This is a genomic window from Serratia sp. J2 (assembly GCF_046269175.1).
Lineage (GTDB): Bacteria > Pseudomonadota > Gammaproteobacteria > Enterobacterales > Enterobacteriaceae > Chania > Chania fonticola_C.
Map to the genome: position 1 here is coordinate 294,810 of NZ_JBKABN010000001.1, position 15,715 is coordinate 310,524.

The 15,715-nt window shown below is 57.2% G+C and carries 14 protein-coding genes; 8 read left to right on the plus strand and 6 right to left on the minus strand.

Going from position 1 to position 15,715, the window contains the following annotated elements; genetic code table 11:
- Positions 1-77: 77 nt before the first annotated feature.
- The 3 genes from pgm (at position 78) to ACKWMY_RS01455 (ending at position 2,857) form a co-directional block, all read left to right on the plus strand.
- A complete protein-coding gene (gene pgm, locus ACKWMY_RS01445; protein ID WP_074027935.1) occupies positions 78-1,721 on the plus strand; it encodes a phosphoglucomutase (alpha-D-glucose-1,6-bisphosphate-dependent) in 1,644 nt (547 codons plus the stop codon).
- Between the two features lie 189 nt (positions 1,722-1,910).
- On the plus strand, positions 1,911-2,549 hold the full coding sequence (locus ACKWMY_RS01450) for a PadR family transcriptional regulator (RefSeq protein WP_024483167.1): 639 nt from the start codon (positions 1,911-1,913) through the stop codon (positions 2,547-2,549).
- The gene (locus ACKWMY_RS01455; protein ID WP_409485788.1) at positions 2,549-2,857 is read left to right on the plus strand and encodes a DUF3861 domain-containing protein; all 309 of its coding nucleotides are present in this window, start codon (positions 2,549-2,551) and stop codon (positions 2,855-2,857) included. Before ACKWMY_RS01450 ends, ACKWMY_RS01455 begins: the two co-directional genes overlap by 1 nt.
- Here ACKWMY_RS01455 and kdpE read toward each other — a convergent pair.
- The 6 genes from kdpE to ACKWMY_RS01485 all read right to left on the minus strand — a co-directional run bounded on the left by kdpE (position 2,854) and on the right by ACKWMY_RS01485 (position 10,796).
- The gene (gene kdpE, locus ACKWMY_RS01460; RefSeq protein ID WP_024529329.1) at positions 2,854-3,543 is read right to left on the minus strand and encodes a two-component system response regulator KdpE; all 690 of its coding nucleotides are present in this window, start codon (positions 3,541-3,543) and stop codon (positions 2,854-2,856) included. The two genes, ACKWMY_RS01455 and kdpE, sit on opposite strands and share 4 nt — an antisense overlap.
- 18 nt (positions 3,544-3,561) lie before the next feature.
- The gene (kdpD, locus tag ACKWMY_RS01465) at positions 3,562-6,255 is read right to left on the minus strand and encodes a two-component system sensor histidine kinase KdpD (RefSeq protein ID WP_024529330.1); all 2,694 of its coding nucleotides are present in this window, start codon (positions 6,253-6,255) and stop codon (positions 3,562-3,564) included.
- An 80-nt stretch (positions 6,256-6,335) separates the two neighbouring features.
- Positions 6,336-6,905, minus strand: coding sequence for a potassium-transporting ATPase subunit KdpC (gene kdpC, locus ACKWMY_RS01470; RefSeq protein WP_024529331.1), 570 nt, complete (start codon positions 6,903-6,905; stop codon positions 6,336-6,338).
- 18 nt (positions 6,906-6,923) lie between these two features.
- Positions 6,924-8,993 (minus strand): potassium-transporting ATPase subunit KdpB, encoded by a 2,070-nt coding sequence (kdpB, locus tag ACKWMY_RS01475; RefSeq protein WP_024529332.1) that lies wholly within the window; start codon positions 8,991-8,993, stop codon positions 6,924-6,926.
- Between the two features lie 25 nt (positions 8,994-9,018).
- Positions 9,019-10,707: a potassium-transporting ATPase subunit KdpA gene (gene kdpA / locus ACKWMY_RS01480; RefSeq protein ID WP_409485789.1), complete on the minus strand. Its 1,689-nt coding sequence runs from the start codon at positions 10,705-10,707 to the stop codon at positions 9,019-9,021.
- Positions 10,707-10,796 (minus strand): K(+)-transporting ATPase subunit F, encoded by a 90-nt coding sequence (locus ACKWMY_RS01485; protein WP_037375124.1) that lies wholly within the window; start codon positions 10,794-10,796, stop codon positions 10,707-10,709. The genes kdpA and ACKWMY_RS01485 overlap by 1 nt, the downstream gene beginning before the upstream one ends.
- 431 nt (positions 10,797-11,227) lie before the next feature.
- Here ACKWMY_RS01485 and ACKWMY_RS01490 point away from each other — a divergent pair, with 431 nt between their 5' ends.
- The 5 genes from ACKWMY_RS01490 to ACKWMY_RS01510 all read left to right on the plus strand — a co-directional run bounded on the left by ACKWMY_RS01490 (position 11,228) and on the right by ACKWMY_RS01510 (position 15,714).
- A complete protein-coding gene (locus ACKWMY_RS01490; RefSeq protein ID WP_024529334.1) occupies positions 11,228-11,434 on the plus strand; it encodes a YbfA family protein in 207 nt (68 codons plus the stop codon).
- 122 nt (positions 11,435-11,556) lie between these two features.
- Positions 11,557-12,510 carry a YbgA family protein gene (locus ACKWMY_RS01495; protein ID WP_024529335.1) on the plus strand — a complete coding sequence of 318 codons (954 nt, stop codon included), beginning with the start codon at positions 11,557-11,559 and terminating at the stop codon, positions 12,508-12,510.
- 15 nt (positions 12,511-12,525) lie between these two features.
- Positions 12,526-13,950, plus strand: a complete 1,425-nt coding sequence (phrB, locus tag ACKWMY_RS01500) for a deoxyribodipyrimidine photo-lyase (RefSeq protein WP_409485790.1) — start codon at positions 12,526-12,528, stop codon at positions 13,948-13,950.
- A gap of 22 nt (positions 13,951-13,972) precedes the next feature.
- A complete protein-coding gene (locus ACKWMY_RS01505; protein ID WP_024529337.1) occupies positions 13,973-14,953 on the plus strand; it encodes an MBL fold metallo-hydrolase in 981 nt (326 codons plus the stop codon).
- Between the two features lie 17 nt (positions 14,954-14,970).
- On the plus strand, positions 14,971-15,714 hold the full coding sequence (locus ACKWMY_RS01510) for a type 2 GTP cyclohydrolase I (RefSeq protein ID WP_024529338.1): 744 nt from the start codon (positions 14,971-14,973) through the stop codon (positions 15,712-15,714).
- The last annotated feature ends 1 nt before the right edge of the window (position 15,715 follow it).

Genomic DNA, 15,715 nt, shown 5'->3' on the forward strand with positions numbered 1-15,715 from the left:
TTTAGCGAACAGCCCGTCACGGTGGCCGTAAGCGACTCATTGCCCGGCCACAGTACTGGCATTTTAGGGAGTAGTCGATGGCTAATGACCCACGTGCCGGGCAACCCGCTCAGCAAAGTGATTTGATCAACGTAGCCCAGCTGACGTCGCAGTATTATGTGCTGCAACCAGAGGCCGGTAATGCTGCACACGCGGTGAAATTCGGTACCTCAGGGCATCGTGGCAGCGCGCTTCGTCAGAGCTTTAACGAAGCACATATCCTGGCGATTGCTCAGGCCATTGCCGAAGTGCGTCGTCAACAGGGCACCACTGGCCCTTGCTACGTGGGTAAAGACACCCATGCGCTGTCCGAACCCGCCTTTATTTCCGTGCTGGAAGTGCTGACCGCCAACGGCGTTGACGTGGTGGTGCAGGAAAATAACGGCTTTACGCCAACCCCTGCCGTGTCACACGCTATCTTGTGCTTCAACCGCAAAGGGGGCGCGCAGGCAGACGGCATCGTGATTACGCCTTCGCATAACCCACCTGAAGACGGCGGCATCAAATATAACCCGCCAAACGGTGGCCCAGCCGATACCAACCTGACTTCGGTGATTGAAAAGCGTGCCAATGAACTGCTGAGCCTCAAGCTGCAGGGCGTACAGCGTCAATCGCTGGAAAAAGCCTGGACTGGCGGCCATCTGCATGCGCAGGATCTGGTGCAACCTTACGTAGAAGGGCTGGTAGATATCGTCGATATGCCTGCCATTCAGCGTGCGGGCCTGAAACTGGGTGTCGACCCGCTTGGCGGTTCCGGCATTGCCTACTGGCAGCGGATTGCCGAGCACTATAAGCTGGATCTGACGTTGGTGAATGACTCCATCGATCAGACCTTCCGCTTTATGCACCTCGACCATGACGGCATCATCCGCATGGACTGTTCGTCCGAATCGGCAATGGCGGGCCTGCTGGCTCTGCGCGACAAGTTCGATCTGGCGTTTGCCAACGATCCGGACTATGACCGCCACGGTATCGTCACGCCTGCGGGCCTGATGAACCCGAACCACTACCTGGCCGTTGCCATCAATTACCTGTTCCAGCATCGCCCGCAATGGGGTGCCAACGTTGCCGTAGGTAAAACGCTGGTTTCCAGCGCGATGATTGACCGCGTAGTGGCCGATCTGGGCCGCAAGCTGGTGGAAGTGCCGGTCGGTTTCAAATGGTTTGTTGACGGCCTGTTCGACGGTAGCTTCGGCTTCGGCGGCGAAGAGAGCGCCGGGGCTTCGTTCCTGCGCTTCGACGGTACACCTTGGTCTACCGACAAAGACGGCATCATCATGTGCCTGCTGGCGGCAGAGATCACTGCGGTCACCGGTGAAAACCCGCAGCATCATTATAACGATCTGGCCAAACGCTTCGGTGCGCCAAGCTACAACCGTATCCAGGCTCCGGCAACCTCCGCACAGAAAGCGGCGTTGTCCAAGCTGTCACCGGAAATGGTCAAGGCCAGCACCCTGGCGGGCGATCCAATCACCGCGCGTTTGACGGCAGCTCCGGGTAACGGCGCTTCCATCGGCGGCCTGAAAGTGATGACAGACAACGGCTGGTTTGCCGCTCGCCCATCGGGTACCGAAGAGGCTTACAAGATCTACTGTGAAAGCTTCCTGGGTGCCGAGCACCGTGAGAAGATCGAACGCGAAGCGGTCGAGATCGTCAGCGAAGTGTTAGCTTCAGCCAAGTAATCTCTCCCTCGATAATGAAAAGGCGCTGTTTTTACAGCGCTTTTTTTATGCCTGTAATTTAGATATATCTAATTTCAGGTTGCCTCTTGCGCATTTAGATATATCGATCTAGATTAGAGCCATCGACGCAGTTTAGATATATCTAAATGCGTCGATGCTCATATCATCAATCAAGAGGTAACAACCATGATGTTTAATCGATTTGCACGTCACCACGACCAGCGGGAAGAGGGGCATTGCCACCACCGCCGTGGCGGCCGTCATCATTTTGCTGGCCGCGGGGAACACGGCCGTGGTGGTGAAGAACATGGCCGGGGCGGGCGCGGGCGTCATCGCCTGTTTGAACACGGCGATCTACGTTTGGTGCTGCTGGCGCTGGTAGAGCGTAAACCTAGCCACGGCTACGAGCTGATCAAGGCGATCGAAGAAGCTTCTTCCGGCCTGTATGTGCCAAGCCCTGGCGTGATTTACCCAACCCTCACGTTGCTGGAAGAGCAGGACTTCCTGGAACCGGCAGTGGCTGGCAATGGCCGTAAGAGCTACCAAATTACCGAACTCGGCAAGCAGGAGTTGCAAAAACATCAGGCGGCCATCGAAGTGATTTTTGCCCGCCTGGCTGGCGCTGGGCGTGACCATCGCCATGAGGGCAATCTGGCCGAAGGGATCTCCGAAGTGATGAATCGCCTGCGCTACCTGCTGCGTGGCAACATGATGCGTGCGGATTTGTCTCAGGAGCAGGTCGGGCGTATCAATCAGGCCCTGCTGACCGCCGTGGAGGCTATCGAAGCCGAAATGGTATCGCCAAAACAGCCACAGGAGGATAACTGATGCCAGGCCACCGTTTCCGCATTACCGTAGAAGCCCTGACAGACCGTAAAGGCGAACCCGTCGACAAGCCGGAGTTGGTGTTTGAGGTAGAAAATCACGACGATATTCTGGCCATTGTTGAGCGCATTCAAGAGCGAGAGGATCTGAACTTTGGCGAACAGAACAGCGCGGCCTTTGCCGTCGGGCTCAAGCTGTTCTCCGAAGTGATGATAGAAAACCGTAAGCATCCGCTGTTTGAGCCACTGCGTGACTCGTTTAAGGCGTTTATGATCGGACTGAAAAAGGGGCCAACATCGTCGCAGGATTAAGGCATAAACCGATAGCCGACGCCGGTCTCAGTGAGCAGATGCCTGGGCCGCGCCGGATCGGCTTCCAGCTTTTGCCGCAGATGGCCCATATAAATGCGCAGATAGTGGCTGTGTTCGACGTAATTGGGTCCCCAGACGTGGCTGAGTAGCTGCCGCTGGGTGATCACCTTACCGGAGTTGGCCAGCAACTCGGACAGTAAACGGAACTCGATGGGCGTCAGATGCAGATCTTCACCGTTACGCAAGACGCTGCGGTTGATCAGATCGACGGTGATATCGGAGAAGCTGACCAACGGGCTTTCCTGTTGGCTATTGGCGTGGCGGCGTAGCGCAACCCGCACCCGGGCCAGCAGTTCACCAATGCCGAACGGCTTGCTCAGATAGTCATCGGCCCCCGCATCCAGCGCGGCAATCTTGTCCTCTTCGGCATGGCGAGCGGAAAGGACAATCACCGGCACGGCGCTCCATTGGCGCAGATCGCGAATGTAGTCCAGCCCGTCGCCATCGGGTAACCCCAAATCAAGAATGATCAGATCCGGCTTGCGCGTGCCGGCTTCTATCAGCCCACGCTGCAGCGTTTCACTTTCAAATACCCGTAACCCTTCGCTCTCCAGCGCGGTGCGCACGAAGCGACGGATCTCTTTCTCGTCTTCCACAATCAGAATGTTAGTCGGCGATGTGGTCACGGGGCCTCTACTCTTTGGTTACAAGTCAAAATCTGCTCCATCCAGTTCGGGTGGCTTTTCCAACGGCAGCATAAAGTGGAAACTGGCTCCGCCTTCGGCGCGGTTCTCCGCCCAGATGCGGCCGCCGTGTACTTCAATAATGGCACGACAAATCGCTAACCCCAAGCCGACGCCGGGGATCGCCGACTCTTTATTGCCACGGGAGAACTTGTCAAATATCAGTTGCGTCTGTTCCTCTGGGATGCCGGGGCCATTATCCCAAACCTCCACTTCCAGCCAGTCCTTTACTGCGTGGGCGCGGATCCCGATGATAGCATCGGCACCGGCATATTTATTGGCATTTTCCACCAGGTTGGTGAACACCCGCTCTAACAGGCTGCCATCACAGTTGATCAACACCATCTCTGGCGGCAACTCCACCTTGATCTCGTGCAATACCAGTAGCGGTTCCAGCATATGCAGTGAGGCACCGACGATCTCTTCCAGCGATTGCCACTCTTTACGCAGGTTAAAACCACCGGACTGAATGCGTGCCATATCCAGCAGATTGTTTACCAGGCGGGTGGTACTGAGCACCTGCTGGCGGATTTGGCTGGCCTGTGGGGCGTGGCTGGAGCCTTCGGTGGCCAGATCCAGCGTCAGGATCTCTGCCTGACCAAACAGCACGGTAAGCGGAGTACGCAGATCGTGAGAAAGGGCGGCCAGCAGCGAGTTACGTAGCTGTTCGCGTTCGGCATCCAGCTTGGCCTCTTCGGCGCTGCGGGCCAGATGCAGGCGCTCCAGCGCGCTGGCGATCAGCACCGCAAAGGTCTGTAACAGCCGCTGTTGCTCCGGCACCATTAACTGGCGCACATTGTTCGGCTCAATTGCCAGCAGGCCAAAGGTTTGTTTGGAGGTGCTGAGCGGCAGCAGTTGGTACGGCACACCGGGCAGGGTGTCGGTACCGGCCCCGGCGGGCAAGCCTTTGCCATAGCTCCAGCGGGCGATGGCCTCATCCACCGACAGCAAGCCGCCTTCTTCACCCACCATCTGTTGCAGGGAGCCATCCTCCTGCGGCAGCAGCAGTACGGTCTTGGCCTGGAAGCTGCTGGAGATAAAATGACGGCTGGTTTTGGCAATATCTTCTCTGCTCAACGCCTGGCTGAGCCCACGGGACATCTCATATAAATGGCGCGCCCGTTGTTCGCGATAGCGTGCCACCCGGGCCTGATAACGTACCCCGGCGGTCAGATTACCAATGGTGATACCGACGGTCAGCATCACGGCAAAGGTCAGCAGATATTGCATATCACTGACGGCGAACGACCATTCGGGCTGTACGAAGAACAAATCGAAGCTGGCGACGTTGATCACCGCGGCCAGCACCGAAGGCCAGCGGCCAAAGAATAGGGCAACAATCGCCACGCCCAGCAGATAAACCATCACCAGGTTGGCGGAATCGAAGCCCGGCAGTAACCATTGTGACAGCAACGTGATGATGGCGCACAAAGCTACGGCAACGGCACAGCCCCGCAATTGGAAACGCCATTTTTCGCTAAAGGCGCGGTTATCGTGCTCTTTTATCTGCGGCTGGGGCGTATCGTTTTCCAGCGCTACAATCACCAGATCGAGATCCGGCCCAAGCTGGCCAAGGCGATCGGCAAAGCTGCCGCGTAGCTTCCAGCGCTGTTCGCCACGGCGGCCGATAATGATTTTGCCCAGGTTATGTTCCCGGGCATAGCGCAGTACCGCACGTTCTTCAGAAGGATCGGAAAGGGTAGCGGTTTCTGCCCCTAATTCTTGCGCCAGCCGTAAGGCGCGCAGGATGGCTCGCCGTTGATTTTCCGGCAGGCGGTGCAGCTTGGGGGTTTCAACATATACGGCATGCCAGTGGCAACCGAGGCGTGCCGCGAGCCGTGCTGCGATGCGCACCAGCTTTTCGCTACCGCTGTTATGGCCGACGCACAGCAGGATGCTGTCCCGGGTATGCCAGACCTTTTCACGCCCCTGATTATCGCGAAAGGCCCGCATTTGGTCATCAACGCGGTCGGCAGTGCGGCGTAGTGCCAATTCGCGCAGGGCGATCAGGTTACCTTTACGGAAGAAATGCTCGATGGCGCGTTCGGCCTGGCCTGGGATATAGACCTTGCCTTCGTTGAGCCGCTGACGCAGATCGTCTGGGGGCAGGTCCACCAACACCACTTCGGTCGCTTCGTCAAACACGTGGTCAGGCACGGTTTCCCTGACCCGTACTCCAGTGATGCCGCCGACGACGTCGTTCAGGCTTTCCAGATGCTGGACGTTAACCGTGGTCAGCACATCGATACCGGCATCCAGCAGTTCGTCCACATCCTGCCAACGTTTGGGATGGCGTGAACCCTGGGCGTTACTGTGCGCCAGCTCATCCATCAGGATCAGGGCCGGATGGCGTGCCAAAGCGGCATCGAGGTCGAACTCCTGCACCTGGCGGCCACGATGTTGGATGCGTTTTGCTGGCAGGATCGACAACCCTTGCAGCAACGCTGCCGTTTCCTGGCGGCCGTGGGTTTCCACCACGCCAATCAGCACGTCTAGCCCCTGCGCCCGTTGCCGCTGAGCCTCCTGCAACATGGCGTAGGTTTTACCTACCCCGGCGCAGGCCCCGAAGAAGACTTTCAGTTTGCCGCGTGGCTTTTCATTGGCTAACGCCAGCAGGCTGTCTGGGTCGGGGCGTTGCAGTTCGTCATCCACCATCAGAGTTCCTTGTTTACCCATGCAAAGCGGGTTCGGCAATGCCGAACCCTTTATTTAGCTACTTTTTATCACGTCTTCAGTTATTTCAACGCATCCAGCGCCATATTCAGCTTCAGCACGTTGACCACCGATTCCCCCATAAAATTGGGCGTGGCGCGATCGGTGTTTTCATCAATCAGCTTGGCAATCTGCTCCTGTGGCAACTGACGAGCGTTGGCGACACGCGCTACCTGGTACTTGGCGGCGGCCAGCGAAATCTGCGGATCCAGGCCACTGCCGGAAGCGGTCAGCAGATCGACCGGGATCGGCCCGCTCATCGCCGGGTTAGCCTGGCGCAACTGCGTTGCCCGCTCACCGATCGCTTTATCCAGCGCCGGGTTGGTGGCGGCCAGATTACTGCCGCCGGATGCCATCGCATTATAGGCCGAATCGCTGGTGGCAGAAGGACGACCCCAGAAATAACCCGGTTGGGTGAAGTTCTGGCCAATCAACGCCGAGCCGACCGCTTTATCCCCTTGATAGAGCAACGAGCCGTTGGCCGCCCCGCTGAACAGCAACTGTGACAGCCCAGTGGTGAGTAATGGGTAAGCGATACCGGTGATCGCCGTCAGCAGGATCAGCATAACCAGAGAAGGACGTAAATAAGACATCATAAATTCCTCGTTATCTTAGCCGGCCATATTCAGCGCGGTCAGCAGCAGGTCGATCAGCTTGATACCCACGAACGGTACCAGCAGGCCACCCACACCATACAGCCACAGGTTACGGCGCAGCAGAGCCGCGGCGCTCATTGCTTTGTAACTCACCCCTTTCAACGCCAGTGGGATCAGGAAGACGATCACCAGAGCGTTGAAGATCACCGCCGACATAATCGCCGAGGCGGGGGAGTGCAACTGCATCACGTTCAGCGCATTCAACTGCGGATAGGTTGCCGCGAAGGCCGCCGGGATAATGGCAAAGTACTTCGCCACATCGTTGGCGATACTGAAGGTGGTCAGTGAACCGCGCGTCATCAGCATCTGCTTACCGATATGCACCACTTCGATCAGCTTGGTCGGGTTGGAGTCCAGATCGACCATGTTGCCCGCTTCCTTGGCCGCCTGCGTCCCCGAGTTCATGGCAACCGCCACGTCGGCCTGTGCCAGTGCAGGGGCGTCGTTGGTGCCGTCGCCGGTCATCGCAACCAGGCGTCCTTCCGCCTGATACTGACGGATCAGCGCCAGTTTGGCCTCTGGCGTGGCTTCCGAAAGGAAGTCATCCACACCGGCTTCAGCTGCGATGGCGGCGGCGGTCAGGCGGTTATCCCCGGTGATCATCACCGTCTTGATGCCCATCTTGCGCAGTTCGGCAAAGCGTTCTTTAATCCCGCCTTTGACGATGTCTTTCAGCGCCACGACCCCCAGCACGCGTGGCCCTTCGGCGACCACCAACGGCGTACCGCCGGTACGAGCGACGCTTTCCACCAACTCATCTACTGCACGTGGGAAGTGGCCATTATTGGATTCGACGTGGCGGCGAATGGCGTCCACCGCCCCTTTACGGATCATCCGGTCCTGCACGTTGACGCCGCTCATGCGGGTTTGCGCAGAGAAAGGCACGAAGGTGGCATTCAACGCCTGCAAATCACGTTCGCGCAGGTTGAAGCGCTGCTTGGCCAGCACCACGATACTGCGGCCTTCCGGCGTTTCATCGGCTAGCGAAGAGAGTTGGGCTGCATCGGCCAGCTCTTGCTCTTTTACCCCGGGAGCCGGCAGGAATTCGGATGCCTGACGGTTACCGAGGGTGATGGTGCCGGTCTTGTCCAACAGCAATACGTCAACGTCACCGGCGGCTTCAACGGCGCGCCCGCTGGTGGCAATCACGTTGGCTCCCAGCATGCGGCTCATCCCGGCGACGCCGATAGCGGACAATAGCCCACCGATGGTGGTCGGGATCAGGCAGACCAGCAAGGCCACCAACACGGTGATCGACACTATGCTGCCGCTGCCTGCGGCTTCCACGCTGTATTGCGAGTAAGGGAACAGGGTTGCGGTTGCCAGTACGAACACGATAGTCAACGCCACCAGCAAAATGGTCAGCGCCACTTCGTTTGGGGTTTTACGGCGTTTGGCACCTTCGACCATGGCGATCATACGATCGAGGAAGGTTTCCCCTGGGTTGACGCTACACTGCACCACCAGCCAGTCGGACAGAATACGCGTCCCGCCGGTCACGGAGGAGAAGTCACCACCGGATTCACGGATCACCGGTGCAGATTCACCGGTGATGGCGCTTTCATCGACCGATGCGCCGCCTTCCAGCACTTCGCCATCGCAAGGGATAGTATCGCCAGCTTCTACCAGCACGATATCCCCTTTACGCAGGCTCTCGGCCGAGACTTTCTCGGTGGCCCCATCACGCTTCGGTGTGGCGAGTTTCTTCGCCCAACTGGTTTTCTTGGTGCCCTTCAGGCTTTCTGCCTGAGCCTTGCTGCGTCCTTCCGCCAGCGCCTCGGCGAAGTTGGCGAACAGCACGGTAAACCACAGCCACATGGCGATGCTGCCGGTAAAGGCCGCGCTACCTTCGGCGTTGCCTGAAAGCACCGCCAGCCAAATGACTGAAGTCAGGATACTGCCGAGGTACACCACGAACATCACCGGGTTACGCCACTGAACGCGTGGGTCCAGCTTTTTCACCGCATCGATCAGCGCGGTACGCATCAGTGCCGGTTCAAACAGTGCGCGTTGTTTGCGAGTCATCTTGTTCTTCTCTCTGTTATGACTGTTAATTGGCCAACCACAGTTGTAAATGTTCGGCTACCGGGCCTAGCGCCAGTGCTGGGACAAAGGTCAAGGCACCGACCAGCAGGATGGTACCGACCAACAGGCCGATAAACAGTGGCCCGTAGGTTGGCAGCGTGCCGTTGCCCGCCGGTTGGCGTTTTTTGACACACAGCGAACCCGCAATGGCCAGCACCGGCAGGATCACCCCGAAGCGGCCAACAAACATCGCCAAGGCCAGCAGCAGGTTGTAGAACGGCGTGTTGACGCTCAGGCCAGCAAAGGCGCTACCGTTGTTGTTGGCTGCCGAAGAGAAGGCATACAGCACTTCACTGAAGCCATGCGCCCCTGGGTTGAGGATGCCAGCACGGCCAGCGTCGGTAGCAATTGCCAACGCGGTGCCCAGCAGCACCAAGGTCGGCGTCACCAGGATTGCCAGCGCGGTCATCTTCATGTCATAAACATCGATCTTTTTGCCGAGATATTCCGGCGTACGGCCAATCATCAGCCCGGCGATAAACACCGTCAGCAGCACGAACAGCAGCATGCCGTACAGGCCGGAACCGACGCCGCCGAACACGACCTCGCCAATCTGCATCAGCCACATCGGCACCATGCCACCCAGCGCGGTAAAGGAGTCATGCATGGCATTGACCGCACCGCAGGAGGCCGCAGTGGTCACCACCGAGAACATGCTGCTGGCGAGAATGCCAAAACGGGACTCTTTACCTTCCATATTGATGTTGCTGCTACTGCCAAGCGTGCTCAGATGCGGGTTACCAGCCAGTTCAGCATTCATCACCACGATCACCGCAACGATAAAGATCAGCGCCATGGCCCAGATCAGCGCGTGACCCTGACGGTTTTCACCGGCGACCTGACCAAAGGAGAAGCACAGGGCGCAAGGGATCAGGAAGATCGCCAGCATTTGCACAAAGTTGGTCAATACGGTCGGGTTTTCAAACGGATGCGCCGAGTTGGCACCGAAGAAACCACCGCCGTTAGTACCGAGCATCTTGATCGCTTCCTGAGAAGCCACTGGTCCCATTGGCAAGGTCTGCTGTGCTCCTTCCAGCGTGGTGACATGCAGGTAAGGCAGGAAGTTCTGCAATGTCCCCTGGCTGACGAAGAACAACGCGATCAGCAGTGACAGCGGCAACAACACATACAGGGTAATGCGCAGGATATCGATCCAGGCGTTACCGATGGTGGCGCTGGAACGGCGTGCAAAGGCCCGGATCAGGGCAAAGGCAACGGCGATACCGGTGGCGGCAGACAGGAAGTTCTGTACCGTCAATCCGGCCATCTGGCTGAGATAGCTGAGGGTGTTTTCCCCGCTGTAGGCCTGCCAGTTGGTATTGGTGACGAAGCTGACGGCAGTATTGAACGCCAGATCCCAAGATAAACCGGGGAACCCTTGCGGGTTGAGCGGTAAGGAACCCTGTGCCATCAGCAGCACCAACAGCAGCACCAAGCCGAGGATATTGAACCACAGGATCGCCAGTGCGTATTGCCACCAGGTCATCTCGGCGGTGTCATTACCGCAGCAACGCCAGACGGTTGCTTCCACATGGCGCAGCACCGGTAGCGGTTCTCCCTCGATCAGGCGAGCCATAAAGCTGCCCAGGGGACGGGCCAGCACCAGAAGCACCAGCATAAAGCTGGCGATCAACAAGAAGGCTGAAGCTGCCATCAGAAGTCCTCCGCATTAAACAGGGCATAAACCAGATAGCCCAACAGCAGCAGAACCAACAGCGCACCACCAATAACGCTGAAACTCACGGGACACCTCCAGAGGTGTTGTTTTTGATAGCCTGAGTGTAGGGAGGGCAGTAGAAAGAAGATGAAAAAATAGCGGGGACGGGTGTAAAAAAAGTATAAAAATGATTGAAATAACGGCAAAAATTGGCGGTTTTATACGCAGCAAGGGCGTGGGGGGATGGGGTGTTGGCATAAAAATCCGTTTAACGACCCTAACAACGCCAAGAAACCACAATGTAACCAATGTTAAGTTAGTTATTAACCTTGATGTAACAAAATTACGTTGTGGAGGCCTTTTTTGTGCTCTTTTTGCGCATTTTAGTGGTCGGATGAGTTGTAAAATTACACCCTATGCGGTAATATTTTGCTCAGTTTCCAATTGGCCATCATTTATCGTTTTGCATTGCGTCGGGTCCTGACAACCTGGCGCGGATGTTTTTAAGGAGGTTCGTATGTCTAACTACCAAGCCTATCCGTTGCATCGGGTCCTCCTGCGCCGTAGCGCAGTGATTCTGGTCGGTGTTCTTGCCTTGCCGGTGATGCTGTTCCGTGCCGATCGCGCACGTTTTTACAGCTATTTACACCGCGTCTGGTCAAAAACCAGCAATAAACCGGTCTGGCTGCAACAGGCAGAAACGGCGTCCTGCGATTTTTATTAATCCTGGCCCGTAGCAATACTACAAACCCTCGCCCCTTTGGCGGGGGTTTTTGCGTTTTAAGCCGCAGTAACGCATTAACTCCTCTACACTTCTAGCATTAACCCGTTGGTGGGAGACAAGATATGAGCAACAAGATCCCTATTGGAATCAGTGCCTGCCTGTTGGGCAGTGCGGTGCGTTTCGATGGTGGCCATAAACGCTGCGAATTTGCCGTGGAACAATTGGCGCCCTATGTCGCGTTTGAGCCGATTTGTCCCGAAATGGCGATTGGCTTGCCAACGCCACGGCCTGCGCTGCGTTTGGTTAAAAACCAACAGCAGACGCGGTTGCTCCACAGCAATGACCCCAATGTAGATCTTACCGAACGGATGCAACAGTTCTCTGAACTGCGGGTTAGCCAGTTGCAACATTTATGCGGCTACATAGTCTGCGCAAAATCGCCTACTTGCGGAATGGAGCGGGTCAAGCTCTGGGACGAGAACGGCCAGGGGGCGCGTAAAAGTGGCGTCGGGCTGTTTGCCGCCGAGCTGCTCCAGCAAATGCCGTGGTTGCCGGTAGAAGAAGACGGTCGTCTGACCGATCCCGTGCTGCGGGAAAACTTTGTCGAACGGGTGTTTGCCCTTTATGAACTGAATATGCTGTGGCGCCAGGGGTTAACTCGTGGCGGGCTGATCGCTTTTCATAGCCGTTATAAACTTTCACTGTTGGCGCATTCACAGCCAGAGTACCGGGAACTGGGGCGTTTCGTCGCGGATATTGAACGCTGGGAGTCGCTGGACGCTTTTGCGGTGGAATATCGCCAACGCCTGATGAGGCTATTGCAACACAAGGCGACACGGCGCAACCACACCAACGTCTTGATGCATGTTCAGGGTTACTTCCGCCGCCAGCTCAGCAGCTCTCAGCGCCAGGAACTGGCCAGGCTTATCGATCACTATCGCCAGGGGATGCAACCGCTGCTGGCACCGATTACGCTGTTAAAACATTACATGGCCGAATATCCTGATAGCTATCTGGCGCAACAGCGCTATTTTGAGCCCTACCCGGAGGCGCTGCGCCTGCGCTACGGCCATTAACCCGCAAGGAGTGTTATGACCACGCATCTGGTCTGGTTGCGTAACGATCTGCGCATTACGGACAATAAAGCCCTCTCCGCCGCCTGTAGCGATCCGCAAGCCAAGGTGATGGCGGTATTTATCGCTACACCCGCGCAATGGCGGCAGCACAATATGGCACCGCGCCAGGCGGCATTTATTCACGCTAATCTGCTACAGGTACAAGCGGCGCTGGCGGCTCGGGGCATTGAACTGATTTGCCATCAGGGCGACGATTTTGCCGGTTCGGTTAACTGGCTGGTGGAGTTCTGCCAGCGCCAGCAGGTCTCGGCCCTGTTTTACAACCGTCAGTATGAAATCAATGAGCGTCAACGTGACGCCCGCCTTGAGCAGGCGTTGGCCGGGCAGGTGAGCTGCCACAGCTTTGATGATAGCCTGCTGTTACCCCCCGGCAGCGTGCAAACCGGCAACGGCGAGATGTACAAGGTCTATACGCCCTTTCGCAAAGCCTTTATCCAGCGGTTGACCGAGTCCGATGTGAGCTCTCTGCCGGCCCCACGCCCGCGGGGGGAAGCCGTTGGTTTTACCGCCGCGGCGGCGTTCGATTATCCCTTGGCTGAAGTGGGAGAGGGCTATCCCACAGGCGAAGAGGCTGCATTGCAGAGGCTGCGTGCTTTCTGCCACGAGCAGGTGCAAGACTATGCCACACAGCGCGATTTGCCCGCCATTGCCGGGACCAGCAATCTGTCACCCTATCTGGCTATTGGTGTTATCTCCCCGCGCCAGTGCGTCAACCGTCTGCGCGTCGAGTGCCCCGATGTGTTGGAAGATCCGCAAAGTGGCGCTTTCTGTTGGCTTAATGAGCTGATCTGGCGAGAATTTTATCGTCACCTGATGGTGGCGTATCCTGCGTTATGCAAGCACCGTCCCTTTATCGCCTGGACGGATAAGGTATGCTGGCAACGCAACGACGCGGCGTTACTGGCCTGGCAACAGGGCAATACCGGTTACCCGATTGTCGATGCTGCCATGCGTCAGCTCAATCAAACCGGCTGGATGCATAATCGCCTGCGGATGATCGTGGCCAGCTTCCTGGTCAAGGATTTGCTGATCGACTGGCGCGCCGGTGAACAGTATTTCATGTCCCAATTGCTGGATGGCGATCTGGCCGCCAACAACGGTGGCTGGCAGTGGGCCGCCTCTACCGGCACCGATGCTGCACCTTATTTCCGTATCTTTAACCCGACCACTCAGGGCGAACGTTTTGATCCAAAAGGCACTTTTATCCGTAAATGGTTGCCTGAACTGGCGGATGTACCGGACAATGAGCTCCATCAACCCCATCGCTGGGCGGAAAAGCAGCAGCAGGTTCTGAATTATCCGCCGCCGATAGTCCAACACCAGCAGGCTCGGCTGGAGACGTTGGCGGCTTTTGAAGCGGCCAAGCGAGGGGGACTTTAAAGTAACAGCAAGGAGCTTCCTGATGATGAAGAAACTACTGGCCCTGTGCCTGGGCGGCTATTCCGCGTTGGCCGTGGCCGGTTTTGACGTAGTGGCGCTGGGCGTCGACGGTGGCGTCAGCGACGGCAATCTGACTTCTTATCTGATCCGCAGTGATAGCCAGACGCAGTATCTGGCACTGGATGCCGGGACGCTGCTGCCGGGGATTGCCAAAGGGCTGGAAAAGGGCAGTTTTCCTCAGGTCACGCCCGAGCTGGCGGCTCCCTACACCCCACAGGGCTATATTTTCCGTCAACTGATTGGCGGTTACTTCATTAGCCACGGCCATCTGGATCACGTCGCTGGGCTGATCCTCGGTTCACCGCAAGACAGTAAGAAAACCGTTTATGCGCAGGCCGATACCGTATTGACGCTGCGCAATCACTATTTTAACTGGAAAGCCTGGCCCAACTTTACCGATGCCGGTAATGGCTCGCGGCTGGGCACTTACCGTTTGCAAACGGTACGCCCGCTGCAGCGTGTCACCCTGGGCCTGACCGGTTTGAGCGGGGTGATGTACCCCCTTAGCCACGATCGCTATCCCTCATCGATGTTGCTGGTGGCCGACCGTGAAGGATCATTTGCCTACTTTGGCGATACCGGGCCGGACGCGCTGGAGCAGTCACGTAATTTGGATAGTGCGTGGCGCGAGCTGGGGCCGCTGATTGAGCAGAAGAAGCTAAAGGGCATGATTATCGAAACCTCTTACCCGAACGAGGTGGATGATAAACACCTGTACGGTCATCTTACCCCGGCCTGGCTACTGAAAGAGCTGAAAAACCTACAGCAGTACAGCGGCGGAGAGGGATCGTTAAAAGATCTGCCGGTGATCATCAGCCACATCAAGCCCAGCCTGAAACAGGGGGAAGATGCGCGTGCTACCATCAAGCAACAGCTGGATCAGGGCAACGATCTGGGGGTGAAATTTATCCTGATGGAACAGGGCGATCGGCAACAATTTTGAATGAGAGTGAGATGACTATGCATAACCTAGATCTGGAACATCTGATCAACAGCGAACTCAACTGTGCGGCCTTCCAGGACTACGCGCCAAATGGCCTGCAGGTGGAAGGGCGGGCGCATGTGCAGCGCATCGTGACGGGAGTGACGGCCTGCCAGGCATTGTTGGATGCGGCGGTGGAACATCAGGCCGATGCCATAGTGGTGCATCATGGTTACTTCTGGAAAAACGAAGCACCCGCGGTGCGCGGCATGAAGCGTAACCGGCTGAAAACTCTGTTGAGCAATGATATCAACCTGTATGGCTACCACTTACCGCTGGATGCACACCCGGAACTGGGCAATAACGCGCAGTTGGCAAAGGCGTTGGGCATCCGCGTGATCGGTGAGATCGAGCCTTTGGTGCCGCACGGAGAATTTGAGCAACCGCTCAGCGCAGGTGAGCTGCAACAGCGTATCGAAAGCCGTCTTGGCCGTGCGGTGCTGCACTGTGGCGATAATGCTCCGCAGGCAATCCGTCGGGTGGCTTGGTGTACCGGTGGCGGCCAGGGATTTATCGACAGCGCTGCGCGATTTGGCGTTGATGCGTTTATCAGCGGAGAGGTTTCTGAGCAAACCATTCATACGGCGCGGGAGATGGGGGTGCACTTTTTTGCCGCCGGCCATCACGCGACGGAACGCGGTGGGATCAAGGCGTTAGGCGAGTGGTTAGCGCAACATCACGGCTTTGACGTCACCTTTATCGATATCCCCAATCCGGCCTGAT

Coding starts and splice junctions, on each gene's coding strand:
- ACKWMY_RS01455 (WP_409485788.1), top strand. CDS start 2,549: ATGCCAGGCCACCGTTTCCGCATTACCGTAGAAGCCCTGACAGACCGT.
- pgm (WP_074027935.1), top strand. CDS start 78: ATGGCTAATGACCCACGTGCCGGGCAACCCGCTCAGCAAAGTGATTTG.
- kdpB (WP_024529332.1), bottom strand. CDS start 8,993: ATGACTCGCAAACAACGCGCACTGTTTGAACCGGCACTGATGCGTACC.
- phrB (WP_409485790.1), top strand. CDS start 12,526: ATGACCACGCATCTGGTCTGGTTGCGTAACGATCTGCGCATTACGGAC.
- ACKWMY_RS01490 (WP_024529334.1), top strand. CDS start 11,228: ATGTCTAACTACCAAGCCTATCCGTTGCATCGGGTCCTCCTGCGCCGT.
- ACKWMY_RS01495 (WP_024529335.1), top strand. CDS start 11,557: ATGAGCAACAAGATCCCTATTGGAATCAGTGCCTGCCTGTTGGGCAGT.
- kdpC (WP_024529331.1), bottom strand. CDS start 6,905: ATGTCTTATTTACGTCCTTCTCTGGTTATGCTGATCCTGCTGACGGCG.
- ACKWMY_RS01450 (WP_024483167.1), top strand. CDS start 1,911: ATGTTTAATCGATTTGCACGTCACCACGACCAGCGGGAAGAGGGGCAT.
- kdpD (WP_024529330.1), bottom strand. CDS start 6,255: ATGGTGGATGACGAACTGCAACGCCCCGACCCAGACAGCCTGCTGGCG.
- ACKWMY_RS01510 (WP_024529338.1), top strand. CDS start 14,971: ATGCATAACCTAGATCTGGAACATCTGATCAACAGCGAACTCAACTGT.
- kdpA (WP_409485789.1), bottom strand. CDS start 10,707: ATGGCAGCTTCAGCCTTCTTGTTGATCGCCAGCTTTATGCTGGTGCTT.
- ACKWMY_RS01505 (WP_024529337.1), top strand. CDS start 13,973: ATGATGAAGAAACTACTGGCCCTGTGCCTGGGCGGCTATTCCGCGTTG.